The sequence below is a fragment of the Ectopseudomonas khazarica genome (assembly GCF_017915135.1).
Classification (GTDB): domain Bacteria; phylum Pseudomonadota; class Gammaproteobacteria; order Pseudomonadales; family Pseudomonadaceae; genus Aquipseudomonas; species Aquipseudomonas khazarica.
Genome location: NZ_CP068551.1, coordinates 567,192 through 592,043, shown reverse-complemented (window position 1 = coordinate 592,043; position 24,852 = coordinate 567,192). Strand labels below are relative to the sequence as shown.

The following is a 24,852-nucleotide window of genomic DNA, read 5'->3' as shown; positions in this document are numbered from 1 at the left end:
AGAACAACGACTATGGTGCGCAGCACGACCGGAGGCCCGATGCTCAAACTCGACCGCGACTGCTTCCAGGCCATCCTCGCCGCCGCCCTGGCACTGGTGGCGGTACATGCCCTGGGCCGTTTCGCCTACACCCCGCTGCTGCCGCTGCTGCTCGACGACGGCCTGTTCAGTCTGGCCCAGGGCGCCCAGCTGGCCACCTGGAACTACCTGGGCTACCTGCTCGGCGCCTTGCTCGCCCTGCCCATGGCCAGCCCCCGGGGGCTGCGCCTGGGCCTGCCGGTCGCGCTGCTGCTCAACGCCGGGCTGACCCTGGCCCAGGTATTCACCCGCGACATCGACATGCTGGCCTTCCTGCGCCTGAGCAACGGCATCAGCAACGGCGTGGTCTTCGTCCTCGCCCCGGCACTGGTGCTGGAATGGCTCGCCGTGCGTCAGGCCACGGCACTGAGTGGCCTGGTCTACCTGGGCCTGGGAGGCGGCATGCTGCTGTGCGGCGCGCTGGTCGTGCTCACGCCCTGGCAGGGGCCGCTGCGCTGGCTGCCCATCGCGCTGGTCGCCCTGCCCCTTGCCCTGATCAGCGCCGGAATGTTGCGACGCCTGGCCCAGCAGCTGCCCGCCAGCGCCCAGGCCAGTGCGCCGGGGCGACTGATCGACCGTCGCAGCCTGCCGCTGCTGCTCGCCTACCTGGGCGCCGGCCTGGGCTACATCCTGCCGCTGACCTTCCTCCCCGCACTGGCTCGCGAACAGCTTCCGCCCGGCCATCCCCTGCTAATCGGCAACTGGTGGTGGACTGCCCTGGCCTGCCTGATCTCCGCGACCCTGTGGAATCGTGTCGGTGCCTGGCTCGGCGACCGCCGTGCCCTGCAGGTCAACTACGTGCTGCAACTGCTGGGGACCGCCCTGCCGGTCCTGCTGCCCGGCCCTGTCGGTGTGCTGGGCAGCGCCGTGCTGGTCGGCGGCACCTTCCTCGGCACCGTCCTGCTGACGCAGCGCCTTGCCCGCGCGCTCAAACCGAGCCAGGGACCGCGCCTGGCCGCGCTGCTGATCAGCCTCTACGGCGGCAGCCAACTGGTCGGTCCCTGGTTCGTCGAACACTGGACCGCCGCCGGTCACAGCCTGACCAGCAGCTTCTCGATCGGCGCCCTGGCCTTGCTCTGGTCATTGTTCTGGACCTGGCGGGCGCCCACCCCCGACTCACCTACCGAAAGGAAGCTCGCCCCATGCTCGTGAATGACCTGTTTGGCAGCCCGCTGCCACTGATCCAGGCGCCCATGGCCGGTTCGCAGAATCACCGCCTGGCCGCCGCCGTCTGCGAGGCCGGAGGCCTGGGTTCGATCCCCTGTGCGATGCTCACGCCGGCCGCCCTGCGCCAGGAGCTGGAGGCGCTGCGCGGCCTGACGCAGCGACCGTTCAACCTCAACTTCTTCAGCCACGTGCAACCTGAGCCGGATGCCGCCCGGGAAGCGACCTGGCGTGAGGCACTGGCCCCGTACTACCAGGAATTCGGCGTGGATCAGGCAACGATCGCAGGCGGCCCCGGGCGCCTGCCGTTCAATGCCGAGGCGGCGGAACTGCTCGAGGAGTTTCGCCCGGCCGTGGTGAGCTTCCACTTCGGCCTGCCGGACGACGCCCTGCTGCAACGGGTGCGCGACAGTGGCGCCAGGATCCTCTCCAGCGCCACCACGCTGGCTGAAGCCCTGTGGCTGCAGCAGCGCGGCGTCGACGCGGTGATCGCCCAGGGGCTGGAGGCCGGTGGTCATCGCGGGCACTTTCTCGATCACGACCTGAGCCGCCAGTTGGGGACTTTCGCCCTGCTGCCGCAGCTCGTGGATGCCCTCGACGTCCCGGTGATCGCCACGGGCGGCATCAGCGATGCACGTGGGGTGGCGGCGGCCATGGCACTTGGCGCCGCAGGCGTGCAGGTCGGCAGCGCCTACCTGCTGTGTCCGGAGGCGAGCACCAGCGCCCTCCACCGCGCGGCCCTGCAGAGCCCGGCAGCGCGACACACGGCACTGACCAACCTGTTCAGCGGTCGGCCCGCGCGTGGCATCGTCAATCGCCTGATGCGCGAGCAGGGCCCGCTCAGTCCCCTGGCGCCCACCTTCCCCCTGGCAACGGCGGCCATCGCGCCGCTGCGCGCGGCCGCCGAAGCGCGGGGCGACAGCGACTTCTCGCCACTCTGGGCCGGGCAGAACGTCGCCAACTGCCGGCCGATGCCGGCCGCCGAGCTGACCCGCGCGCTGGCGCGGGGCTTCGAGTCCCATCGCGACTGAGGCCGCTCCTGCGGTGCCGGGATCGCCAGGGTGGTGTGGCGCTTTATCACCGTGGCTGATGATGCTGGGCAGCCGGGCAACGGACTGCCTAGACTCGGACGATCATCAGGAGACCCGTTCCATGTCCGAGACCCTGCTCAGCGCCCGCAACCTGGCCTTCGAACTCTATGAAGTACTCGACGCCGAAGCCCTGACCCAACGCCCAAGGTTCGCCGATCACAACCGCGAGACCTTCGATGCGGCGATCAGCACCGCGCGCGGCATCGCCGAACAACTGTTCGCCCCGCACAACCGCAAGAGCGACGAACACGAGCCGCAGTACGTGGACGGCAGCGCCGTGCTGATCCCGGAGGTCGAGCCCGCGCTGCGCGCGTTCCACGAAGCCGGTTTCCTCAACGCCACACGGGATTTCGAGCAGGGCGGCATGCAGCTGCCCAACCTGCTGTCGCAGGCCTGCTTCGCTCACTTCCAGTCCGCCAACTGCGCCACCAGCTCGTACTCGATGCTGACCATGGGCGTGGCCAACCTGATCGAAGCCTTCGGCAGCGACGAGCAGAAAGAGCGCTTCCTGCAGCCGATCATCGACGGTCGCTTCTTCGGCACCATGGCCCTGACCGAGCCGCACGCCGGTTCCTCGCTGTCGGACATCCGCACCAGGGCCGAACCGCATGCCGATGGCAGCTATCGCATCAAGGGCAACAAGATCTTCATCTCCGGCGGCGACCAGCCGATCTCCGAGAACATCGTGCACATGGTGCTGGCCAAGCTGCCGGATGCACCGCCCGGGGTGAAGGGCATCAGCCTGTTCATCGTGCCCAAGTTCCATGTCGACGCCGATGGCAGCCTGGGCCCGCGCAACGACGTGACCCTGGCCGGGCTGTTCCACAAGATGGGCTGGCGCGGCACCACCTCCACCGCGCTGAACTTCGGCGACAACGGCGAATGCGTCGGTTATCTGGTAGGCAAGCCGCACGCCGGCCTGTCCTACATGTTCCAGATGATGAACGAGGCGCGCATCGGTGTCGGCATGGGCGCCATCATGCTCGGCTACGCCGGCTACCTCTATTCGCTGGATTACGCACGCAACCGTCCGCAGGGCCGCCAGCCGGACGGCAAGGACCCGTCCAGCGCGCAGATCTCGATCATCGAGCACGCCGATGTGCGGCGCATGCTGCTGACGCAGAAGGCCTATGTCGAAGGCGCCTTCGACCTCGGCCTGTACGCCGCGCGGCTGTTCGACGACACCCACACCCTGGAAACCACCGAGGAGCGCACCCAGGCACTGGAGCTGCTCGACCTGCTGACCCCCATCGTCAAGTCCTGGCCCTCGGAGTTCTGCCTCAAGGCCAACGAACTGGCGATCCAGATCCTCGGTGGCCACGGTTACACCCGCGAGTACCCGGTGGAACAGTACTACCGCGACAACCGGCTCAACCCGATTCACGAGGGCACCCACGGTATCCAGTCGCTCGACCTGCTCGGGCGCAAGGTCTCGCAGAACGGCGGCGCCGCGCTCAAGCAGTTGCTCAAGCTGATCAACGCATGCTGCCAGCGCGCCAGCCAGCACGAGTCGCTCACGCCGCTGCGCCAGCCGCTGGAGCAACTGGTGGCCCGCCTGCAGGCGGTCACCCTGGCACTGCTCGGCGACCTGATGAGCGGCAAGGTCAATCAAGGCCTGGCCAACTCGGCGCTGTACCTCAAGGTGTTCGGCCACACCGTGATCGGCTGGCGCTGGCTGGAGCAGGCGATTCACGCCGAACAGGGCCTGGCGCGCACCGACAACGCCGAGGAACAGGCCTTCTACCGTGGCAAGCTGCAGGCCGCGCGTTACTTCCTGACCTGGGAAGTGCCGGGCTGCCACCACGATCTGGCCGTGCTCGAGGCACGCGACGACACCTGCCTGGGCATGCAGGACGGCTGGTTCTAAAGAGCAGCCACAGGTTGCAAGCCTCAAGCGACAAGTGAAAGCGGCAGTGCACTCCGCTCAGGCTTGTGGCTTGTGGCTTGTGGCTTGTGGCTTGTGAAAATGTAATAACCTTTTTGACAGCGGTACGAAGGCTACGGTTAGAATCCCTGGCACGCGCCATGCATGACGGCGCTCCATCCACCCAGCCAGGAGTATGCGCATTTGGATGCCAGCGCCATCAACAATCTGTTCTTGATCGGCGCCTTGTTGGTAGCGGCCAGCATTCTGGTCAGCGCTTTCGGGACACGTTTCGGCATCCCCATCCTGGTGATCTTCCTTGGCGTCGGCATGCTCGCCGGCACCGACGGCCCTGGCGGCATCATCTTCAACAACTACCCCCTGGCCTATCTGGTCGGCAACCTGGCGTTGGCGGTGATCCTGCTCGACGGCGGCATGCGCACGCGGGTCTCCAGTTTCCGTGTGGCCCTGTGGCCATCGCTGTCGCTGGCCACCGTGGGGGTGATGATCACCGCCGGCCTGACCGGCCTGGCGGCAGCCTGGCTGTTCGACCTGACCCTGCTGGAAGGCCTGCTGATCGGCGCCATCGTCGGCTCCACGGATGCGGCGGCGGTGTTCTCCCTGCTCGGCGGCCGCGGCCTCAACGAACGGGTCAGCTCCACCCTGGAGATCGAATCCGGCAGCAACGACCCGATGGCGGTGTTCCTCACCATCACCCTGATCGCCATGCTCGCCAGCGGCCAGACCGGTTTCAGCTGGGACCTGCCGATCCAGCTGGTGCAGCAGTTCGGCCTCGGCACCCTGCTGGGCCTGGGCGGCGGCTGGCTGCTGCTCAACCTGATCAACCGCATGGAGCTGGCCACCGGCCTGTATCCGCTGCTGGTGGTCAGCGGCGGCCTGATCATCTTCGCCATCACCACGGCGGTGGGGGGCAGCGGCATCCTGGCCATCTACCTGTGCGGCCTGCTCCTCGGCAATCGCCCGATTCGCTCGCGCCACGGCATCCTGCACATGCTCGACGGCCTCACCTGGCTGGCACAGATCGGCATGTTCCTGGTACTCGGTCTGCTGGTCACGCCGCACGAGCTGCTGCCCATCGCCCTGCCGGCGCTGGCCCTGGCGCTGTGGATGATCCTCTTCGCCCGGCCGCTGTCGATCTTCCTCGGTCTGCTGCCATTTCGCGCCTTCCACGACCGCGAGCGGATGTTCATCGCCTGGGTCGGGCTGCGCGGCGCCGTGCCGATCATTCTCGCCGTGTTCCCGCTGATGGCCGGGCTGCCCAACGCTCAGCTGTTCTTCAACGTGGCCTTCTTCATCGTGATCATCTCCCTGCTGCTGCAGGGCACCAGCCTGCCGCTGGCGGCCAAACTGATGCGCGTCACCGTACCGCCGGAGCCGGCACCGGTGTCGCGCGCCGGCCTGGAAGTGCACCCGACCAGCCAGTGGGAGCTGTTCGTCTATCGCCTGGGTGCGGAGAAGTGGTGCATCGGCGCCGCCCTGCGCGAACTGAACATGCCCGAGGGCACGCGTATCGCGGCGCTGTTCCGTGGCCGCGAGCTGCTGCACCCATCGGGCAGCACGCGCCTGGAAGCCGGCGACCTGCTCTGCGTGATCGGCCACGAACATGACCTGCCGGCCCTCGGCAAGCTGTTCAGCCAGGCGCCCAAGCGCGGCCAGGACCTGCGTTTCTTCGGCGATTTCGTGCTCGAGGGCGATGCCGAGCTGAATGCGGTGGCAGCGCTCTACGGCCTCAAGCTCGGCGACGTCGAGGGCAACCAGCCGCTGGGCCGCTTCATCGCGCAGGAGATCGGCGGCGAACCGATCGTCGGCGACCAGGTGGAATGGCAGGGCATGACCTGGACCGTGGCCGCCATGGAAGGGAACAAGGTGCGCAAGGTTGGCGTCAGATTCCCCGAAGGCGCTCGCCCAGGCCCCGGGCTGCACTTCTAGAAAACCGCTGCAAGGACTCTGCTAGCATCAGCAGCAGACACGGGCCTCAGGCCCGTGCCTGCGTCACGTCGCCAGCACTTTTCGTCGCCACCGCCATCGGTAGATCACTGCACCATGCACCTGTCGCGCCTGCCCCTCGTTGCCGTCCTGTTCGCCCTGTGCCTCGGCCTGCCGCCAGCATTCGCCGACGAACCACCCAAAGCCGAGAACGTCCAGCAGAGCCTGGACAGCCTGGCCGACCGCAAGCTGCCGGAAGCCGAGCAGCTGGCCATGAAGCAGACGCTGGAACAGACGCTGCGCATGCTCAGGGATCGCGATGACGCCGAGAAACGCCTGGGCGATCTGCGCAAGCAACTGGACGAGGCGCCACGCCTCATCACCGAGTCCCAGCGCGACCTGAGCAGGCTCAAGGCCAGCCCTGAACGGCCCATCGCCGAGCGCCACGCGCGTACCACCCTGCCCCAGCTGGAGCAGTTGCTGAACGAACGCTCCAGCCAGCTCAGCGACTGGAACAAGGCCATCATCGAGGCCAACAGCCTGGTGATCACCGCACAGACCCGCCCGGAGCGCGCGCAAGCGGAGATCAGCCAGAACCAGGCGCGCAGCCAACTGATCAACGACAGCCTGAAGAGCGGCCGCTACGACGGCAAGTCGCTGAGCCGGGAACGCCGCGACCAGCTCAATGCGGAGCTCGCGCTGCTCGCGGCGCAGACCCAGCTGCGCCGCCAGGAGCTGGCCGGCAACAGCCTGCTGCAGGACCTCGGCAGCGCCCAGCGCGCCCTGCTCGAAGAGCGCATCAACCGTGCCGAGCAGGAACGTCAGGCCTTGCAGAGCCTGATCAACGAACGCCGCCGCGCCGAGTCGGAACAGACCGTCGCCGAACAGTCGCGGGAGGCCGAACGCGCCAGCTCGGACAAGCTGCTGGCCAAGGAGAGCACGCTCAATCTCAAGCTTTCCGACTACCTGCTGCGGGCCACGGATCGCCTCAACCGCCTGACCGAGCAGAATCTGCAGACGCGCCAGCAGCTGGACAACCTGGCCCAGGCAGAACAGGCACTGGATGAACAGATCCGGGTCCTGCAGGGCAGCCTGCTGCTGTCGAAGATTCTCTATCAGCAGAAGCAGGCGTTGCCGCAGCTCAAGCTGGAGGATGGCTCGCTCGCCGATGAAATCGCCGACATCCGCCTGTACCAGTTCGAGCTGAACAAGCAGCGCGAAGAGATTCGCGACCCGTCGCGCTACGTCAACGACCTGCTGGACAACCAGCCGGGGGAGCAGGTCAGCCCCGAACTGCGCAGCGCCCTGCTCGACCAGCTCGATACCCGCCGCGAACTGCTCGACCGCCTCAGCCGCTCGCTGAATGCGCTGCTCAACGAGTCGATCACCCTGCAGCTCAACCAGAAGGAACTGCAGAGCACCTCCAGCAGCCTGCGCGCCACCATCGACGAGCAGATGTTCTGGATCCCGAGCAACAAGCCACTCGACCTCGACTGGCTGAAGTCGGCGCCGCACTACCTGCAGCAGCAGCTCACCGACATGCCCTGGGCGATCGCCATCAGCGAACTGGGCGCGGGCCTGATCGACCGCCCCCTGGTGTTCCTGCCGCTGATCCTGCTCTGCGCCCTGATCCTCTGGCGCCGCCAGTACCTGTTCCGCAAGCTCGGCAGCCTGCACGGCGATATCGGCCACTACAAGCTCGACAGCCAGCTGCATACCCCACTGGCCCTGGGGCTGAACCTGATCCTGGCGCTGCCGGTGGCGCTGTTCCTCGCGCTCTGCGGCTATGCCCTGCTGCACGATGCACGCGGCCAGAACCTCTACCTGGGTGGCGCGCTGTACGAGATGGCGGAAGCCTGGCTGGTGTTCTACACCCTGCACCGGATTCTCTCGCCGGACGGCGTGGCCATCCTGCACTTCCACTGGCCACCGGCCAACGTCGCCTTCTTCCGCCAGCACCTGCGCCGCCTGGGCCTGGTGGTGATGGCGCTGGTGGCGGTCGTGAGCATCGCCGAACACCAGCCGGCGAGCCTCGCCAACGACGTGATCGGCATCGCCGTGGTGCTGAGCTGCTACGCCCTGATGGCCTGGCAGCTGTTTCACCTGCAGTTCAGCGCGCCGCTGCGCAAGAACACCTCGGCGCTACGTACCGCTATCGGCCTGGCGTTCAACCTGCTGCCACTGGCACTGATCGGCGCTGTCGCCTTCGGTTACTACTACACGGCGCTCAAGCTGACCGATCGCCTGATCGACACCCTCTATCTGGTGATCATCTGGCTGGTGCTGGAGGCGACACTGGTCCGCGGCCTCAGCGTCGCGGCGCGGCGCCTGGCCTACCAGCGCGCGCTGGCCAAGCGCCAGACGCAGAGCAAGGACGGCCCGGAAGGCGAGGTGGCAGTGGAGGAGCCGACGCTCGACATCGAGCAGGTCAACCAGCAGTCGCTGCGCCTGATCCGCCTGGCCCTGCTGGGCGGCTTCCTGGTGTGCCTGTACTGGGTCTGGGCCGAGCTGATCGGCGTATTCACCTACCTCGACACGGTCAACCTCTACGAATACAGCAGCGGCACCGGCGAGGCCGCCACCCTGGTGCCGATCAGCCTGATGGACGTGATCGGCGCGCTGATCATCGTCGCCATCACCGTGGCCCTGGCGCGCAACCTGCCCGGCCTGCTCGAGGTGCTGGTGCTGTCACGCATGCGCCTGGCCCAGGGCAGCGCCTACGCCACCACCACGCTGCTGTCCTATGCCCTGGTCGCCATCGGCATCGTCACCACCCTGTCCACCCTGGGCGTGAGCTGGGACAAACTGCAATGGCTGGTGGCCGCGCTCTCGGTCGGCCTGGGTTTCGGCCTGCAGGAAATCTTCGCCAACTTCATATCCGGCCTGATCATCCTGTTCGAGCGCCCGGTGCGCATCGGCGACGTGGTGACCATCGGCAACCTGTCCGGTACGGTGAGCAAGATCCGCATCCGCGCGACCACCATCACCGATTTCGACCACAAGGAAATCATCGTTCCGAACAAGACCTTCATCACCGGCCAGTTGATCAACTGGTCGCTGAGCGACACCGTGACCCGCGTCACCCTCAAGGTCGGTGTCGGCTACGGCTCGGACCTCGACCTGGTGCGCAAACTGCTGCTGCAGGCTGCCCAGGAAAACACTCGGGTGCTGAAAGACCCGGCGCCGATTGCCTACTTCCTGAATTTCGGCGAAAGCACCCTGGATCACGAGCTGCGCATTCACGTGCGCGACCTCGGCGACCGCAACCCGGCCACCGACGAAATCAACCGTTTCATCGACAAGGAATTCCCCAGGAACGGCATCAACATCGCCTTCCGCCAGGTCGAGGTGTACGTGAAGAACCTGGAGCATGGCGAGCAGAAGCTCGACCAGAAGGACCTGATCAAGGCTGCTGCGGCGGGTGCCGCAGCGGTGCAAGACACGCCCCCTCCCCCCGCCACGCCCTGACCCGCAGAGGAGCCCCAGGTGAAACGCCTCGACGCGCTGACCTTCGACAACCGCTTCGCCCGCCTGGGTGATGCCTTCTCCACCGAGGTGCTGCCCGAGCCCATCGAGCAACCGCGCCTGGTGGTGGCGAGCGAGTCGGCCATGGCCCTGCTCGATCTCGATCCGGCCGAGGCGCAGCGCAGCGAATTCACCGAGCTGTTCGCCGGGCACAAGCTGTGGGGCGACGCCGAACCGCGTGCGATGGTCTACTCCGGGCACCAGTTCGGCGGCTACACGCCACGCCTGGGCGACGGCCGAGGCCTGCTGCTGGGCGAGGTACTGAACACGGCCGGCGAGCACTGGGACCTGCACCTCAAGGGCGCCGGCATGACCCCCTATTCGCGCATGGGTGACGGCCGCGCGGTGCTGCGCTCGTCGATCCGCGAGTTTCTCGCCAGCGAACACCTGCACGCGCTCGGCATCCCCAGCTCACGGGCGCTGTGCGTGACCGCCTCGAGTACCCCGGTGTGGCGCGAGAAGCAGGAAAGCGCCGCCATGGTCCTGCGCCTGGCCCGCAGCCATGTGCGCTTCGGTCACTTCGAGTACTTCTACTACACGCGCCAGCACGAGCAGCTGAAAATGCTCGGCGAGCACGTGCTGAGCTGCCACTTCCCGCACTGCCTGGAACAGGACGATCCCTGGCTGGCGATGCTGCGCGAGGTGATCGAACGCACCGCGCAGATGATCGCCCACTGGCAGGCCTACGGCTTCTGCCACGGGGTGATGAACACCGACAACATGTCGATCCTCGGCATCACCTTCGACTACGGCCCCTATGCCTTCCTCGACGATTTCGATGCCCAGCACATCTGCAATCACTCCGACGACAGTGGCCGCTACAGCTTCAGCAACCAGGTCCCCATCGCCCACTGGAACCTCGCGGCCCTGGCCCAGGCGCTGACCCCCTTCGTCGCCGTGGAGCGCCTGCGCGAGACGCTGGAGCTGTTCCTGCCGCTGTATCAGGCCCACTACCTGGACCTGATGCGCAGACGCCTGGGCTTCACCCGGGCCGAGGACGATGACGAGGCGCTGGTCCAGCGCCTGCTGCAGCTGATGCAGGCCGGCAAGGCCACCGACTACACGCTGTTCTTCCGCAACCTGGGGGAGCGTGCGCCCGCAGACGCGCTGCAGGTGGTGCGCGAGGACTTCGTCGACCTCGCCGGCTTCGACGCCTGGGGCGGCGACTACCTCGCCCGCTGCGCACGCGAGGGCGGCGAGCAGGCCGAGCGGCAGGCGCGCATGCAGGCGTGCAACCCCAAGTACATCCTGCGCAACTACCTGGCCCAGCAGGCCATCGAGGCCGCCGAACGAGGCGACTACGGCCCGGTACGTGAGCTGCACGCGGTGCTGTCACGGCCGTTCGACGAGCAGCCGGACATGCAGCGCTACGCCGAGCGCCCGCCGCAGTGGGGCAAGCACCTGGAGATCAGCTGCTCGTCCTGAGCGGCTGTCGAAGCCCCGGACAACCCCGCTGGCCGCCTTATCTGTTAAATCGAAAAGGCATATCAATCTGCCCAAACATTCTTAGACTATCTAAGAGAAGCCCTCTATCTTGGCGCCCAGCCAGGCCGCCCCGTGCGTGCCCGATACCTCACACGAGATTCGCTGCCAAGGATTTTCATGCCCTGGGACTCCCTGCCCCTGCTGTTCGTCGGCGCCCTGCTGATCTGGGTGCTCTACGCCTTCGTGCGGGAAAAGTGGAGCCCGGACATCGTCGCCGCCATCGCCGTGGCCGCGCTGCTGGTCAGCCAGTTGCTGACGCCAGGGGAAGTGCTCAGCGTGCTGTCCAACTCGGCACCGGTCACCATCGCCTGCATGTTCGTGCTCTCCGCCGCCCTGGAACGTACCGGCTGCATCGACGCGCTGGGCAACTGGCTGGGCAATCTGGTCGGCACCAGCCCGATCCGCGTGCTTTCCGGTCTCACCGTCACCGCGCTGGTGGTCTCGGCCTGCCTCAACAACACCCCGGTCGTGGCCATCCTCACCCCGGTGGCCATCGCCCTGGCGCGGCGCGCCGGCACCCTGCCATCCAAGCTGCTCATCCCGCTGTCCTATGCCACCATCCTCGGCGGCACCCTGACCATGATCGGCACCTCGACCAACATCCTGGTCGACGGCGTGGCACGCAAGGCGGGCCTGGAGCCCTTCGGCATCTTCGAGATCACGGGCGCCGGGCTGATCATGGCCGCGTTCGGCATGGCCTACCTGCTGACCATCGGCCGGCGCCTGCTGCCGGAGCGCGAGACCCTCTCGCGCCAGCTGCGCCCGGACCTGTCACGCACCTTCATGACCGAACTGCTGGTCCCGCACGACTCGCCGATGATCGGCAAGACCCTGCACGAGGCCAACCTCAACGGCGGCAGCGGCCTGCAGGTGCTCAAGCTGTTTCGCGACGAACAGGAGCTGACCGAGCCGGGCGCCAACACCCTGCTGGCCAGCGGCGATCGCCTGATGCTCCACGGCCAGGTGAAGAACGTGGTGGAACTGCGTGAAAGCGGTCACCTGAGCTTCAACCGCGGCGACGCCTTCGAGACCATCAGCAGCCACGACGTGATCCTCGCCGAGGCCATCGTCGGGCGTAACTCGCGCTACAGCCACCGGCCGATGCGCGACCTCGACCTGACCGCACGCTACGGCATCGCGGTCCTGGCGATCCACCGCCAGGACGAGAACGTGCAGGGCAACCTCGACGACTTCCAGCTGCAGTTCGGCGACGTGATGCTGGTGGAAGGCACGCCGGCGCAGATCAAGCGCTTCGCCGACAACGGCGAACTGATCAGCCTCAACGCCGTGCAGGAACGCGCCTTCCGCCGCGACAAGGCGCCGATCGCGATCATCGCCACGCTGGCGGTGATGCTGCTGGCCGCCTTCGGCGTGATGCCCATCGAGGGCCTGGCGATCATCGGCGCCGTCACCGTCCTGGCAACCCGCTGCCTCGACGTCGAGGACGCCTACAAGGCGGTGGACTGGAAGATCCTCAGCCTGATCTTCGGCATGCTGGCCATCAGCATCGCCATGGACAAGGTCGGTCTGGTCAGGCTGCTGGTGGAGAACGTGATGGGCTGGCTGCCCTGGGCCGGCCCCCTGCTGATGCTCAGCGTGATCTATCTGTTCACCTCGGTCCTCACCGAGATGCTGTCGAACAACGCCGTCGCCGTGCTGGTGACGCCGATCGCCATCGGCCTGGCCCAGCACCTCGGCGTCGACCCTCGCGCCTTCGTGGTCGCGGTGATGTTCGCCGCCAGCGCCAGCTTCGCCACCCCGATCGGCTATCAGACCAACACCTTCGTCTACAACGCGGGGGGATACCGCTTCACCGACTTCATGAAGGTCGGCGTGCCGCTCAATCTGCTGCTCTGGGCCGTGGCTACCGTGGTCATCCCCTGGTTCTTCCCGCTGACGCCGATCTGACTTGATATCCGCCGGTGGCGACTCCATCTGCTCGACATGTTCCCTGGAGCGTCGCCGTCATGTCCGATCCCCTGCTGATTCCCTGCCCGCACTGCAACGGGCTCAACCGCATCCCAGGCGAGCGCCTGCACGACAGCCCGCGCTGCGGCCGCTGCAAGGCGCAGGTGCTGCCGGCAGCGCCCATCGAGCTGACGCAGGGCAACTTCGCCAGCCAGCTCAAGGGCGACCTGCCCCTGCTGGTGGATGTCTGGGCGAGCTGGTGCGGCCCCTGCCAGGCGTTCGCCCCCACCTTCCAGCAGGCCGCGACGCAGCTGCAAGGACGTTGCCGCCTGGGCAAGCTGGACAGCGAGGCCAATGCCCAGCTGTCCGGCCAGCTGGGCATCCGCTCGATTCCCAGCCTCATCCTGTTCAGGGGCGGTGTGGAAGTGGCCCGCCAGAGCGGCGCCATGCCCTTGCCGCAACTGCTGGCCTGGCTGCGCCAGCACGGCCTGTGAGCGCTTCGGTCAACGCGCTCGGGCGCTGAGGTCAATTGCAGGGCAGGGTCCAGCCTTTAGGCTGGGGCGATCATCGCCCATGGAGTCGCGCCATGCCTCTGCCCACGGAAATCGCTCGTCAGCTGACCGAAGAACAGATCGCCTTCGTCCACCGCAGCGGCCTCAAGGCCGAGGTTCTGGAGCCCGGCTTCGTGCGCCTGCGCATGCCCCTGCAAGGCAACCAGAACCACATCGGCAGCATGTACGCGGGCGCCCTCTTCACCCTGGCGGAAATCCCGGGCGGAGCCCTGTTCCTGACCAGCTTCGACACCCAGCGCTTCTATCCCATCGTCACGGAAATGAACCTGCGTTTCCGGCGCCCGGCCAGCGGAGACATCCAGGTCGAAGCGCGCCTGTCGGCCGAGGAAATCCAGGGTCTGGAGGAGCAGGCGCACCAGCAGGGCAAGGCGTCCTACCTGCTGGAACTGCAACTGACCGACGGCAACGGAGAAGTGGTCGCGGAAAGTCGCGGCCACTATCAATTGCGTTTACGCTGAACGACGCCGCCACCGGCATTCGCAATCGGTAACAGTTCCCGGCCTTGCCATAGGTCAAAAGAGCGGCTATCTGAACAGGCACAATAAAATTGCCGACGGGTATCGGCAGGAGAGCCGTCACCATGTTCAATCACATTCTTATCGCCCACGACCTACGCGACACCGCCGACCTGGCCCTGTGCCGTGCCACCCAACTGGCCAAGCAGCACAATGCCCGCCTGACCATCCTGCACGTCCTGGACCCGAGCCAGAGCAGCGAGCAGCACGAGAAGGCCCGCCAGGCCCTGGACCGCAGCCTGACCCAGTACGCGCCAGCCGGGACCGCGCTGCGCATGCTCAGCGGCAAACCCTCGGAGGTGGTCTTGCAGCAGGTGCAGGAAACCGGCTGCGACCTGCTCGTGCTGGGCGGCCATCACCAGCGCCATGACTTCTTCTCCGGTACCAGCCTGGACCGCATCGCCCGCCGCTGCACCGTGCCGCTGCTGCTGGTCGCGCGCAATGACTTCGCCCCCTACCAGCGAGCACTGGCCGCCATCGACTTCTCGCTGTGCGCCTGCAGCGCCCTGGGCCAGGCGTATCGGCTGCTGCCCGAAGGCGCCGAGCTGCACGCGCTGCACGTCTTCGAGCCGGACAAGGGCACGCCTCAGCAGGTCGAACAGCAACTCGAGACACAGCGCGGCCTGATCGACCAGCTCCTGCACGACGAATCGCAGAGCCTGCCACCAGGCGGCCCCTCGCTCAGCCACGAGGTGCTGCAGGGCGGCATCCTGCGCAGCCTGCAGGAGCAGATCAAGAGTCGCCGCGGCGAGCTGCTGGTCCTCGGCAGCCACGGCCGCAGCGCCTTCTCCCAGGCGCTGCTCGGCAGCCTGGCCCAGCACTTCCTGCACAGGGCACCGTGCGACGTGTTCGTGGTGCGCTGATGAACAAAAGGCGCCCGAGGGCGCCTTCTCTTTGCCGGATGATCAGGCCTGGTTGAGCAGGTCGTGCAGCTCGACGAACTGCTGAGTCAGCTTGTGCCGTGCATCCAGATGGATCAGCGGCGTGCACACCTGGTGCGACTCGCGCATCTTCACCGAGCTCATCAGGTTGACCGGCAGCACCGGCAGCCCCTCGGCAAGCAGCTCGTCCAGCAGTTGCTGCGGCAGCGAGGCGCGCGGCTGGAACTGATTGACCACGATGCCCTCCACCTCCAGCGCCTCGTTGTGATCCTCGCGCAGCTCTTCGATCTCGGCCAGCAGGCCGTACAGCGCATTACGCGAGAAGCTGTCGCAGTCGAAGGGGATCAGCACCCGGTCAGCCGCGATCAGTGCGGAGACCGTGTAGAAGTTCAGCGCAGGCGGCGTATCCAGGTAGATGTGGTCGTAATCCTCGGCCAGCTCGTCGAGCAGTTTGCGCAGCTTGTTGATCTTGTGCTTCTGCTCCAGCTTGGGCTGCAGCTCCGCCAGTTCCGCCGTCGCGGTGACCACATGGAGGTTGTCGAAGGGGGTTTCGTAGATGTCCACCTTGCCTTTCTTGGAGAACGGCCCGGACGCCAGGGTCTGCTTGAAGAAGTCGGCAATGCCAACGGGGATTTCCTCACCGGTCAGCCCGGTCAGGTAGTGGGTCGAGTTGGCCTGGGCGTCGAGGTCGATCAGCAACGTCCGATAACCCTGCGCGGCACTCACCGCAGCGAGATTGCACGCGATGCTGGACTTGCCCACGCCCCCTTTCTGGTTGAACACCACACGTCGCATCGTTGCTCTCCCTGAATGCTCTGGACTCCAGAGCTTATGCAAACCTCATGACAATCACGACAATAATGGCCAAATGACATCAATCGTGATAGTTTCCGCGCGCGCCAGCGGCGCATCAGGACAACATGCACAACAAGGAAATGCAATGCAGTACCTGCGTACACTTTTGATTGGCGGCCTTCTGGCCATCACCACCGGCTGTGCCAACGGGCTCAACTCCGTACAGAAAGCCGAGCTCGACGCATATGAAAGCCGTGGCATGGCCATCCGGGACAAGAGCCCCGGCGCGGCTGCCGCACTCGGCCTGCTCCCCGGTGGTGGTTCGTTCTATGGGCGCGAATATGGCTATGGCGTCGTCAACCTGCTGCTCTGGCCGCTGTCCATCCTCTGGGATCCGGTCAGTGGCTACGACGCAGCACGTGCGATCAACTACAACGTGACCAAGGCCCATGTCGCCAAACTGCACGAGCGAGAGCTGCAGGAACTGGACGATCAGCTGGGCAGCGGGCAAATGGACATTGCTCGGTACACACTGGAAAAGCGCAAGGTCGACAGCAAGTACCGCGCAGGTTTCTAAGAAAAAGCCCGGCAATGCCGGGCTTTTTCATGGTGCTACTGGTGATACTGCGCCGACAGCTCGTGCACGGCCTCGAAGAAGGCGCCGGCATGGGCCGGGTCGACTTCCGGGGTGATGCCGTGGCCGAGGTTGAACACGTGGCCGCTACCGGCGCCGTAGGCCGCCAGGATGCGCGCCACTTCGGCGCGGATCGCCTCGGGCTTGGCGTAGAGCACCGCCGGGTCCATGTTGCCCTGCAGTGCAACCTTGGCGCCGACGCGGGCGCGGGCGCTGCCGATGTCGCAGGTCCAGTCCAGGCCCAGGGCTTCGGCGCCGCTGTCGGCCATCGACTCGAGCCACAACCCGCCGCCCTTGGTGAACAGAATCACCGGGACCTGGCGATCTTCATGCTCGCGGATCAGGCCAGCGACGATCTTCTTCATGTAGGCCAGGGAGAACTCCTGATAGGCCGCTGCCGACAGCGCGCCGCCCCAGGAGTCGAAAATCTGCACCGCCTGCGCCCCCGCCAGGATCTGCCCGTTCAGGTAGGCAGTGACCGACTGCGCCAGCTTGTCCAGCAGCGCATGCATGGCCTGCGGGTTGTCGTAGAGCATGGCCTTGGTCTTGCGGAAATCCTTGCTCGAGCCGCCTTCGACCATGTAGGTCGCCAGCGTCCACGGGCTGCCGGAGAAGCCGATCAGCGGCACCCGACCACCGAGTTCGCGGCGGATGGTGCGCACAGCGTCCATCACGTAGCCAAGGTCCTTCTCCGCGTCGGTGACCGGCAGCGCCTCGATGTCGGCCAGGTTGCTGACCACCTTCTTGAAACGCGGACCTTCGCCGGTCTCGAAGTACAGGCCCTGCCCCATCGCATCGGGGATGGTGAGGATGTCGGAGAACAGGATCGCCGCGTCCAGCTGCGGATAGCGATCCAGCGGCTGGATGGTGACCTCGCAGGCCAGCTCCGGGTTCTTCATCAGGCTCACGAAGTCGCCGGCCTTGGCCCGGGTCGCGCGGTATTCCGGCAGATAGCGGCCGGCCTGGCGCATCATCCAGATCGGCGTGACATCCACAGGTTGCTTGAGCAGGGCGCGCAGGAAACGGTCGTTCTTCAGGGCGGTCATGGCAGAGTCCTGGAAAAAAAGTGCGGGCATTTTCGCAGAGCGCAAAACAAAAGGCACGGCGGGTGCCGTGCCTTTCGTCCATCGCGACCATATGCCGCGCCGTTTCACCAGGCCTTGTAGGGCAGGAACTTGCCGTTGAGCACGATCTGCACGCGGTCACCCTTGGGATCGGCGACACGGGAAATGTCCATGCTGAAGTCGATGGCGCTCATGATGCCGTCGCCGAACTCCTCATGGATCAGTTCCTTGATGGTCTCACCGTAGACGTTGATCATCTCGTAGAAGCGATAGATCAGCGGGTCGGTGGGAATGGCCTTGTCCCAATGCTTGTGCGGAAAGGCCTGCAGCGCCGCCGAGACCTCCTCGGGCAGCTCCAGCATCTCGCACAGGGCGTCGGCCTGTGCCTTGGGCATGCTGTTCATGCCCAGGCACGCCGAGGTGGCCCACACCGGCGACATGCCGATACCCTGGCCAAGGGCTGCCCAGTCGAGACCGAGGCGCTCCCTGGCGGCGTTGATGGTGCTGCGCATCTGTTGTTTATCCATGGTGAAACTCCTTAACAGGGGTCAGAGGTACGACCCTGGTAGCAGCGGCTGGCTCCTCCAGGGCGGGGTTGATCTCAGGCGGGAAGCCCTGCTCGTCGGCCAGGGTGCAGCCGCGCAATGCGTGCGAGCGGTTCACCAGGAAGTCCACGAGGTGATTGCGAATGCGGTAGTACGCCGGGTGGTGGATCACCTGGTCGCGCTGCCGTGGGCGTGGCAAGTCGATGCGTACCGACTCGGCGATGCGTGCCTGCGGGCCGTTGGTCATCAGCAGGATGCGGTCGGAGAGCAGGATCGCCTCGTCGACATCGTGGGTGATCATGAACACCGTCTGCCGGGTGGCACTCCAGATCTTGATCAGCTCGTCCTGGATCACCCCCCGGGTCAGGGCATCCAGCGCGCCGAACGGCTCGTCGAGCAGGAGCAGTTGCGGCTGGGTGGCGAAGGCGCGGGCGATACTCACGCGCTGACGCATGCCGCCGGACAACTGCGCCGGCTTGCGCGCCTCGGAGCCGCCCAGGCCGACCATCTCCAGGTACTTGCGACTGTGCGCGCGGCGTTGCTCCCTGGACCACTCAGGGAAGCGTGCACGCACGCCGAACTCGACGTTCTCCAGCGCACTGAGCCAGGGCAGCAGGCTGTAGTTCTGGAACACCACGCCGCGCTCCAGGCTCGGCCCGGCGACTTCCTTGCCGGCCATTTCCAGGGTGCCTTCGCTGAAGCTGTCGAGCCCGGCCAGGGCGTTGAGAATGGTCGACTTGCCGCAGCCGGAGTGGCCGATGATGCAGACGAACTCACCCTGTTCGAGGCCGAAGCTGACATCCTCGAACACCGTCAGCGGCTCCGTGCCGGGTTGCGCGAAGCGCTTGGCCAGGCACCGCGCATCGAGAAAATAACGGGACATGGCATCACTCCTGATAGCTGACGAGACGGGCGACGCTGCCCAGCAGAAGATCGAGCAGCATGCCCACCACGCCGATCATCAGGATCGAGAAGATCACGCTGGACAGGTCCAGGTTGTTCCACTCGTTCCACACGTAGTAGCCGATGCCGGTGCCGCCGACGAGCATCTCGGCGGCGACGATCACCAGCCAGGCGATACCCACGGAGATACGCATGCCGGTGAGGATGGTCGGCATCGCGGCGGGCAGGATGACGCTGAACGCCGTGCGCAAGGGGCCGAGTTCATGGGTACGGGCGACGTTGATCCAGTCGCGGCGCACGCCGGCGACGCCGAACGCGGTGTTGAGCAGCATCGGCCATACCGAGCAGATGAAGATCACGAAGATCGCCGAGGTCTGCGAATCCTTGATCACGAACAGCGCCAGCGGCATCCAGGCCAGCGGCGAGATCGGTCGCAGGACCTGGATGAAGGGGTTGAGCGCGCGGTACATCAGTGGCGACATGCCGATGACGAAACCGAGCGGAATCGCCACCAGCGCCGCCAGCAGATAGCCGCTCAGCACCCGATAGAGCGAGTGCCCCAGCTGGATACCTATGCCCTTGTCGTTCGGCCCGTTGTCGCAGAACGGCTGGCTCAGCTCGGCGTAGGCATGCGCCAGCACCACCGAAGGCGGTGGCACGCTGGCGCGCTGCTCGGCCTCGCCCATGAGCAGCGCGTACTCGTCGTCGGCCGCCACCTCGGCGCTGGGCGGCACCCGGCACAACGCCTCCCAGATACCCAGCAGCAGCACCAGCAGCAGGACCGAAATGATCGCCGAGCGCAGTGGCAATGAAGCCTTCATCATGACCTCCGCAGGGCGAAGCTGGACAGGTAGCCCTCCGGGTCGGCCGGATCGAACGGCTTGCCCATCACGCTGAAGGACTTGTAGGCGTCGCCCGGCACCGGCAGGCCGAGGTCTTGCATGACCTTGCCGGCGTCGGCGGCGAGGAACACCCGCTCGGCGATGGTGCGGTAGTCCACGTCGCCTTCCAGGTAGCCCCAGCGCTTCATCTGAGTGAGGATCCACACCGCCATCGACTGCCAGGGGAACGGATCGAAATCGATCCGCTCGGGCTCGTCGTGAATCTTGCCCAGACCATCGGCAAAGCGCCCGCTGAGCACCTGCTGCACCACCGCCACCGGCTGGTTGAGGTAGTTCTTGGTGGAGATCGCCTCGGCCACTGCCTTGCGGTTCTCCGCCCTGGACGAATACTGCGTGGCATCGACCAGCGCATGCAGCAGGGCGCCGTAGGTGTTGGGGTTGTCGCTGGCGAACTGCTGGCTGCAGGCGAAGGCGCAGCACGGGTGGCCCGGCCACAGGTCCTTGGTCAGCAGGTGGATGAAGCCGACCTTCTCCCACACCGCGCGCTGGTTGAACGGGTCCGGCGAGAGAAAGCCATCGAGATTGCCGGCGCGCAGGTTGGCAACCATCTCCGGTGGCGGCACGACGCGAATCTGAATGTCGCGATCCGGGTCCAGGCCATGCTCGGCGACGTAATAGCGCAGCAGGAAGTTGTGCATCGAATACTCGAACGGCACGCCGAAACGCATGCCCTTCCACAGCTTCGGATCACGCTTGTCCTGGTGCTGCATGCCCAGCACGATGGCCTGGCCGTTGACGTTCTCCAGCGCCGGCATGACGAACGGCGTCTGCGTCGAGCCCAGGCCCAGGCTGATGGCCAGGGGCATAGGCGAGAGCATGTGCGAGGCGTCGTATTCTCCGGCCAGCGACTTGTCGCGCGCCACCGCCCAACCAGCGGTCTTGACCGTTTCCACCTCCAGCCCGTACTTGGCATAGAAGCCCATGGGGTCGGCCATGATGATCGGCGTGGCGCAAGTGATGGGCACGAAGCCGATCTTCAGCTTCTTCTTCTCCAGGGGCCCGAGGCTGTCCTTGACCGCCGCCTTGACAGCATCGAGGGGAATCATGCTGCCGAGGATCGCCGCCGCCACACCGCCGCCGATCATGCCCATGAAACTGCGCCGGGAAAATTCGTTGTGGCCGAACACGCCACGGACGATGGCACTTTCCACGGCGCGGTCGAGCATCTGCTCGCTGCTCTCCGGCAAGGCCGCCGCGCTCGGGGCGCAACGCTGACACTCGCAGCCGGCAGCATGGGCCAGCTCACTATCGGGGCTGAACGGATCGTCCAGGCTGTTGACGCTCATCGTGACTACTCCTGCTGTCGCGTGCCCCAAACTGGTGAGGCTGACGCTGAGTGGAATGACCGCTCTCGGCCGGTTCGACTCAGGCACTGCAGGAGCTGTACCACTTCATGAAACAGCGTAAGCTACTGATAAATAAACGTTTTATCTAATAACGAGAACAACGGAATATCGTAATCAACGAGATATCGTCAGCAGCAGAAACGACAAGTCGTCAAATGGCACGCTGCTTGATTGCACCTCGAGCAGACAACCGCCTCGGAACACGCCATGCCTGACTCGACGACCGCCAGCCACCTGCTGGTGCAGCACATGCACAGCGCCAGCCTGCTCATCGACCCGGCCGCCGACCGTATCCTGCAGGCCAACCCGGCCTGCTGCGAGCTGCTCGGCTGGCCCATGCACGCCTTGCTGGCACAACGCGCCAGCCGTCTCTGGGCGCACGATCTGGGCGCCCTGGTGACCTTCACCGAGGAGGTCCAGGCACGCGGCCATGCCTGGCGCGACAGCCTTGGCCTGCTGGGTCAGGACGGTGAGCGCCGGGAAGTGGAAATCAGCGGCAGCCACCTGCAGCACGATGGCGTTGCGCTGCTCGGCCTGCTGATTCAGGAGCGCCGTCGCCTCGACGCACTGCGCGGGCTGGCCGAGGCCGAGCGTTATCAGCGCCGTGGCCTGCTGGAATGGCAGGGGGTGGAACGCATCTTTCGCCAGTTCGAGCGACAGAACCAGCTGATCCTCGGAGCCGCCGGCGAAGGCATCTACGGCGTCAATCGCAACGGCGAGACCACCTTCGTCAACCCGGCGGCCGAACGCATTCTCGGCTGGCGCGCCGAGGACCTGATCGGGCACAGCATCCATCAGCTGATCCATCACCACCACCCCGATGGCAGCGCCTACGATGGCCATACCTGCCCCATCTATGCCGCGTTCAACGATGGCGAGGTGCACCAGGTGGCGGACGAGGTGTTCTGGAACAAGGACGGCAAGCCCATCCCGGTGGAGTACACCAGCACGCCGCTGCGTGACGACGGTGAGCTGGTCGGCGCCGTGGTGGTGTTTCGCGACATCAGCGAACGCCTGGAAACCGAGCGCCGCCTGCGCCAGGCACTCAGCGAGGTGCAGCAGCTCAAGCAGCGCCTGGAGCTGGAGAACGCCTACCTGCAGGAGGAGATTCGCGGCGAGTATGCACAACACGACCTGGTGGGGCGCAGCGCGGCCATGCAGCAGGTCATCCACCAGATCGAACTGGTCGCCCCGACCGGCGCCAACGTGCTGATCAGCGGCGAGTCGGGTACCGGCAAGGAGCTGATCGCCCGCGCCATTCACGACAACAGCGGGCGCAGCCGCCGGCCGCTGATCCGGGTCAATTGCGCCGCGGTACCGCGCGAGCTGTTCGAGAGCGAGTTCTTCGGCCATATCCGTGGCGCGTTCACCGGCGCGCTGAACGACCGGGTCGGCCGCTTCGAACTGGCCGATGGCGGCACGCTGTTTCTCGACGAGGTCGGCGAGATTCCGCTGGAACTGCAGAGCAAACTGCTGCGCGTGCTGCAGGAGCAGCAGCTGGAGCGGGTCGGCGATACCCGCACACGCCAGGTGGACGTACGGGTGATCGCCGCCACCAACCGCGACCTGCGCCAGGAGGTGCGCGCAGGACGCTTTCGTGAAGACCTGTATTTCCGCCTCAACGTCTTCCCCATCGAGTCGGCACCGCTGCGCCAGCGAACGGACGACATCGCGCTGCTCGCCCAGCACTTCCTCGGCCGCGTCTGCCGCCAGTTGAACCGACCCGAACCGAGCCTGCGCCTGGCCGATATCCAGCGCCTGCAGGCCTACTCCTGGCCCGGTAACATCCGCGAACTGGAAAACCTGATCGAACGCGCGGTGATCATCTCACCCGGCACACGCCTGCGACTGGACCTGCCCAGCGACGCACCGGTGGAGCCGCTGACGCCAATAGCGAGGGAGCAGGAAGCACGCATCCTCACTCAAGGCGAACAGCGCAGACAGATGCGTGACAACCTGATCGCCGCGCTCAGTGCCTGTGCGGGCAGGATATCGGGTAAGGAGGGGGCGGCGCGGTTGCTGGAGCTCAAGCCCACCACCCTGCGCTCGCGCCTGGAGAGTTTCGCCATCGACCCGCGCGACTACCGACCGCAGCCGCGCAGATCTCGGGCGAATCAGACGCCGAGGTAGTCGAGGATACCTTCGGCGGCGTTGCGGCCTTCGAAGATCGCGGTCACCACCAGGTCCGAACCGCGCACCATGTCGCCACCGGCGAAGATCTTCGGGTTGCTGGTCTGGTGCTTGAACTGACCCTGCTCGGGCGCCACGACGCGGCCCTGGCTGTCGGTCTGGATCTCGAACTGCTCGAACCAGGGGGCCGGGCTCGGACGGAAACCGAAGGCGATCAGCACGGCCTCTGCCGGGATGACTTCCTCGGAACCCGGAATCGGCTCGGGGCTGCGGCGACCACGGGCATCCGGCTCGCCGAGACGGGTCTCGACCACCTTGATGCCTTCCACCTTGCCCTCACCGACGATGGCGATGGGTTGGCGGTTGAAGAGGAACTTCACGCCCTCTTCCTTGGCGTTCTTCACTTCCTTGCGCGAGCCCGGCATGTTCTCTTCGTCACGCCGATAGGCGCAGGTCACCGCCTTGGCGCCCTGACGGATCGAGGTGCGGTTGCAGTCCATCGCGGTGTCGCCACCGCCGAGCACCACGACGCGCTTGCCCTTCATGTCGATGAAGTCTTCCGGCGATTTCTCGAAGCCCAGGTTGCGGTTGACGTTGGCTATGAGGAAATCCAGTGCGTCGTAGACGCCCGGCAGGTCCTCGCCCGGGAAACCACCCTTCATGTAGGTGTAGGTGCCCATGCCCATGAACACGGCATCGTACTCATCCAGCAGTTGCTGCATGGTCACGTCCTTGCCGATCTCGGTGTTCAGACGGAACTCGATGCCCATGCCGCTGAAGACTTCGCGGCGGCGGCTGAGTACGGTCTTCTCCAGCTTGAACTCGGGAATGCCGAAGGTCAGCAGGCCACCGATCTCCGGGTTCTTGTCGAACACCACCGGGGTCACGCCATTACGCACCAGCACGTCGGCACAACCCAGACCGGCCGGGCCGGCACCGATCACGGCAACGCGCTTGCCGGTCGGCTTGACCTTGGACATGTCCGGACGCCAGCCCATGGCGAAGGCGGTGTCGGTGATGTACTTCTCCACCGAACCGATGGTCACCGCGCCGAAACCGTCGTTGAGGGTACAGGCGCCCTCGCACAGACGGTCCTGCGGGCACACCCGACCGCAGACTTCCGGCAGGGTGTTGGTCTGGTGGCTCAGTTCGGCCGCCGCGAGGATGTTGCCCTCCGATACCAGCTTGAGCCAGTTCGGAATGAAGTTGTGCACCGGGCACTTCCACTCGCAATACGGGTTGCCGCAGCCCAGGCAGCGATGCGCCTGGTCGGAGGCCTGCGCCGGCTTGAAGTTGTCGTAGATCTCGACGAATTCCTTCTTGCGCTGACGCAGCAGTTTCTTCTTCGGGTCTTTGCGCCCGACTTCGATGAACTGGAAGTCGTTGTTCAGACGTTCAGTCATTGCATTACCTCATAACAGCAGCGGCAAGCTTCAAGCTGCAAGCTGCAAGACGATCACGTTGGATCGGCAAGCCCGGAGCTGCTTCTGACTTGCAGCGTGG

At 65.9% G+C, this 24,852-nt stretch carries 19 protein-coding genes; 12 read left to right on the top strand and 7 right to left on the bottom strand.

All coding sequences use genetic code 11. The features are described 5' to 3' along the window. The first annotated feature begins 39 nt into the window (after nt 1–39). The 10 genes from JLK41_RS02730 to JLK41_RS02685 all read left to right on the top strand — a co-directional run bounded on the left by JLK41_RS02730 (nt 40) and on the right by JLK41_RS02685 (nt 15,012). Entirely contained in the window at nt 40–1,230 is a 1,191-nt protein-coding gene (locus JLK41_RS02730) for a YbfB/YjiJ family MFS transporter (protein ID WP_175253221.1), read from the top strand. Further along, nucleotides 1,221–2,273 carry an NAD(P)H-dependent flavin oxidoreductase gene (locus JLK41_RS02725; RefSeq protein WP_210390291.1) on the top strand — a complete coding sequence of 351 codons (1,053 nt, stop codon included), beginning with the start codon at nt 1,221–1,223 and terminating at the stop codon, nt 2,271–2,273. Before JLK41_RS02730 ends, JLK41_RS02725 begins: the two co-directional genes overlap by 10 nt. 121 nt (nt 2,274–2,394) lie before the next feature. Then, entirely contained in the window at nt 2,395–4,200 is a 1,806-nt protein-coding gene (locus JLK41_RS02720) for an acyl-CoA dehydrogenase (protein ID WP_210390290.1), read from the top strand. A gap of 201 nt (nt 4,201–4,401) precedes the next feature. Further along, nucleotides 4,402–6,147 (top strand): potassium/proton antiporter, encoded by a 1,746-nt coding sequence (locus JLK41_RS02715; protein ID WP_210390289.1) that lies wholly within the window; start codon nt 4,402–4,404, stop codon nt 6,145–6,147. A gap of 114 nt (nt 6,148–6,261) precedes the next feature. Next, the gene (gene mscK, locus JLK41_RS02710) at nt 6,262–9,612 is read left to right on the top strand and encodes a mechanosensitive channel MscK (RefSeq protein ID WP_210390288.1); all 3,351 of its coding nucleotides are present in this window, start codon (nt 6,262–6,264) and stop codon (nt 9,610–9,612) included. An 18-nt stretch (nt 9,613–9,630) separates the two neighbouring features. Next, the gene (selO, locus tag JLK41_RS02705) at nt 9,631–11,094 is read left to right on the top strand and encodes a protein adenylyltransferase SelO (protein ID WP_150607796.1); all 1,464 of its coding nucleotides are present in this window, start codon (nt 9,631–9,633) and stop codon (nt 11,092–11,094) included. Nucleotides 11,095–11,271: 177 nt separating this feature from the next. Then, nucleotides 11,272–13,062 carry an SLC13 family permease gene (locus JLK41_RS02700; RefSeq protein WP_047591911.1) on the top strand — a complete coding sequence of 597 codons (1,791 nt, stop codon included), beginning with the start codon at nt 11,272–11,274 and terminating at the stop codon, nt 13,060–13,062. 59 nt (nt 13,063–13,121) lie between these two features. Then, nucleotides 13,122–13,556, top strand: a complete 435-nt coding sequence (trxC, locus tag JLK41_RS02695) for a thioredoxin TrxC (RefSeq protein WP_210390287.1) — start codon at nt 13,122–13,124, stop codon at nt 13,554–13,556. 92 nt (nt 13,557–13,648) lie between these two features. Then, entirely contained in the window at nt 13,649–14,092 is a 444-nt protein-coding gene (locus JLK41_RS02690) for a PaaI family thioesterase (RefSeq protein ID WP_210390286.1), read from the top strand. Nucleotides 14,093–14,214: 122 nt separating this feature from the next. After that, a complete protein-coding gene (locus tag JLK41_RS02685) occupies nt 14,215–15,012 on the top strand; it encodes a universal stress protein (RefSeq protein WP_210390285.1) in 798 nt (265 codons plus the stop codon). A 42-nt stretch (nt 15,013–15,054) separates the two neighbouring features. On the opposite strand, the gene JLK41_RS02680 is transcribed toward JLK41_RS02685, so the two are convergent. Beyond that, on the bottom strand, nt 15,055–15,825 hold the full coding sequence (locus JLK41_RS02680) for a ParA family protein (protein ID WP_037049815.1): 771 nt from the start codon (nt 15,823–15,825) through the stop codon (nt 15,055–15,057). Between the two features lie 145 nt (nt 15,826–15,970). On the opposite strand from JLK41_RS02680, the gene JLK41_RS02675 reads away from it, so the two are divergent. Continuing rightward, entirely contained in the window at nt 15,971–16,402 is a 432-nt protein-coding gene (locus JLK41_RS02675; RefSeq protein ID WP_037049817.1) for a hypothetical protein, read from the top strand. A gap of 35 nt (nt 16,403–16,437) precedes the next feature. On the opposite strand, the gene hemE is transcribed toward JLK41_RS02675, so the two are convergent. The 5 genes from hemE to JLK41_RS02650 form a co-directional block, all read right to left on the bottom strand. Beyond that, nucleotides 16,438–17,505: a uroporphyrinogen decarboxylase gene (gene hemE / locus JLK41_RS02670; protein WP_210390284.1), complete on the bottom strand. Its 1,068-nt coding sequence runs from the start codon at nt 17,503–17,505 to the stop codon at nt 16,438–16,440. A 104-nt stretch (nt 17,506–17,609) separates the two neighbouring features. Next, a complete protein-coding gene (gene cynS / locus JLK41_RS02665; RefSeq protein WP_210390283.1) occupies nt 17,610–18,050 on the bottom strand; it encodes a cyanase in 441 nt (146 codons plus the stop codon). Next, nucleotides 18,043–18,951, bottom strand: coding sequence for an ABC transporter ATP-binding protein (locus JLK41_RS02660; protein WP_210390282.1), 909 nt, complete (start codon nt 18,949–18,951; stop codon nt 18,043–18,045). The genes cynS and JLK41_RS02660 overlap by 8 nt, the downstream gene beginning before the upstream one ends. Nucleotides 18,952–18,955: 4 nt before the next feature. Further along, nucleotides 18,956–19,792 (bottom strand): nitrate ABC transporter permease, encoded by an 837-nt coding sequence (ntrB, locus tag JLK41_RS02655; protein WP_210390281.1) that lies wholly within the window; start codon nt 19,790–19,792, stop codon nt 18,956–18,958. After that, nucleotides 19,792–21,159 carry a CmpA/NrtA family ABC transporter substrate-binding protein gene (locus JLK41_RS02650; protein ID WP_150607786.1) on the bottom strand — a complete coding sequence of 456 codons (1,368 nt, stop codon included), beginning with the start codon at nt 21,157–21,159 and terminating at the stop codon, nt 19,792–19,794. The genes ntrB and JLK41_RS02650 overlap by 1 nt, the downstream gene beginning before the upstream one ends. A 267-nt stretch (nt 21,160–21,426) precedes the next feature. Between JLK41_RS02650 and JLK41_RS02645 the strand changes: the two genes are divergently transcribed. Further along, a complete protein-coding gene (locus JLK41_RS02645; RefSeq protein ID WP_210390280.1) occupies nt 21,427–23,349 on the top strand; it encodes a sigma 54-interacting transcriptional regulator in 1,923 nt (640 codons plus the stop codon). Here JLK41_RS02645 and JLK41_RS02640 read toward each other — a convergent pair. Beyond that, on the bottom strand, nt 23,334–24,752 hold the full coding sequence (locus JLK41_RS02640; RefSeq protein WP_037049831.1) for an FAD-dependent oxidoreductase: 1,419 nt from the start codon (nt 24,750–24,752) through the stop codon (nt 23,334–23,336). The genes JLK41_RS02645 and JLK41_RS02640 overlap by 16 nt on opposite strands. Nucleotides 24,753–24,852: the final 100 nt, after the last annotated feature.

Bases quoted from the DNA above. Each gene is read 5' to 3' on its own strand.
- JLK41_RS02675 (WP_037049817.1), top strand. From the start codon at position 15,971: ATGCAGTACCTGCGTACACTTTTGATTGGCGGCCTTCTGGCCATCACC.
- JLK41_RS02645 (WP_210390280.1), top strand. From the start codon at position 21,427: ATGCCTGACTCGACGACCGCCAGCCACCTGCTGGTGCAGCACATGCAC.
- ntrB (WP_210390281.1), bottom strand. From the start codon at position 19,792: ATGAAGGCTTCATTGCCACTGCGCTCGGCGATCATTTCGGTCCTGCTG.
- JLK41_RS02730 (WP_175253221.1), top strand. From the start codon at position 40: ATGCTCAAACTCGACCGCGACTGCTTCCAGGCCATCCTCGCCGCCGCC.
- JLK41_RS02700 (WP_047591911.1), top strand. From the start codon at position 11,272: ATGCCCTGGGACTCCCTGCCCCTGCTGTTCGTCGGCGCCCTGCTGATC.
- JLK41_RS02690 (WP_210390286.1), top strand. From the start codon at position 13,649: ATGCCTCTGCCCACGGAAATCGCTCGTCAGCTGACCGAAGAACAGATC.
- mscK (WP_210390288.1), top strand. From the start codon at position 6,262: ATGCACCTGTCGCGCCTGCCCCTCGTTGCCGTCCTGTTCGCCCTGTGC.
- JLK41_RS02640 (WP_037049831.1), bottom strand. From the start codon at position 24,752: ATGACTGAACGTCTGAACAACGACTTCCAGTTCATCGAAGTCGGGCGC.
- JLK41_RS02725 (WP_210390291.1), top strand. From the start codon at position 1,221: ATGCTCGTGAATGACCTGTTTGGCAGCCCGCTGCCACTGATCCAGGCG.
- JLK41_RS02660 (WP_210390282.1), bottom strand. From the start codon at position 18,951: ATGTCCCGTTATTTTCTCGATGCGCGGTGCCTGGCCAAGCGCTTCGCG.
- JLK41_RS02720 (WP_210390290.1), top strand. From the start codon at position 2,395: ATGTCCGAGACCCTGCTCAGCGCCCGCAACCTGGCCTTCGAACTCTAT.
- JLK41_RS02680 (WP_037049815.1), bottom strand. From the start codon at position 15,825: ATGCGACGTGTGGTGTTCAACCAGAAAGGGGGCGTGGGCAAGTCCAGC.
- trxC (WP_210390287.1), top strand. From the start codon at position 13,122: ATGTCCGATCCCCTGCTGATTCCCTGCCCGCACTGCAACGGGCTCAAC.
- hemE (WP_210390284.1), bottom strand. From the start codon at position 17,505: ATGACCGCCCTGAAGAACGACCGTTTCCTGCGCGCCCTGCTCAAGCAA.
- JLK41_RS02685 (WP_210390285.1), top strand. From the start codon at position 14,215: ATGTTCAATCACATTCTTATCGCCCACGACCTACGCGACACCGCCGAC.
- JLK41_RS02650 (WP_150607786.1), bottom strand. From the start codon at position 21,159: ATGAGCGTCAACAGCCTGGACGATCCGTTCAGCCCCGATAGTGAGCTG.
- cynS (WP_210390283.1), bottom strand. From the start codon at position 18,050: ATGGATAAACAACAGATGCGCAGCACCATCAACGCCGCCAGGGAGCGC.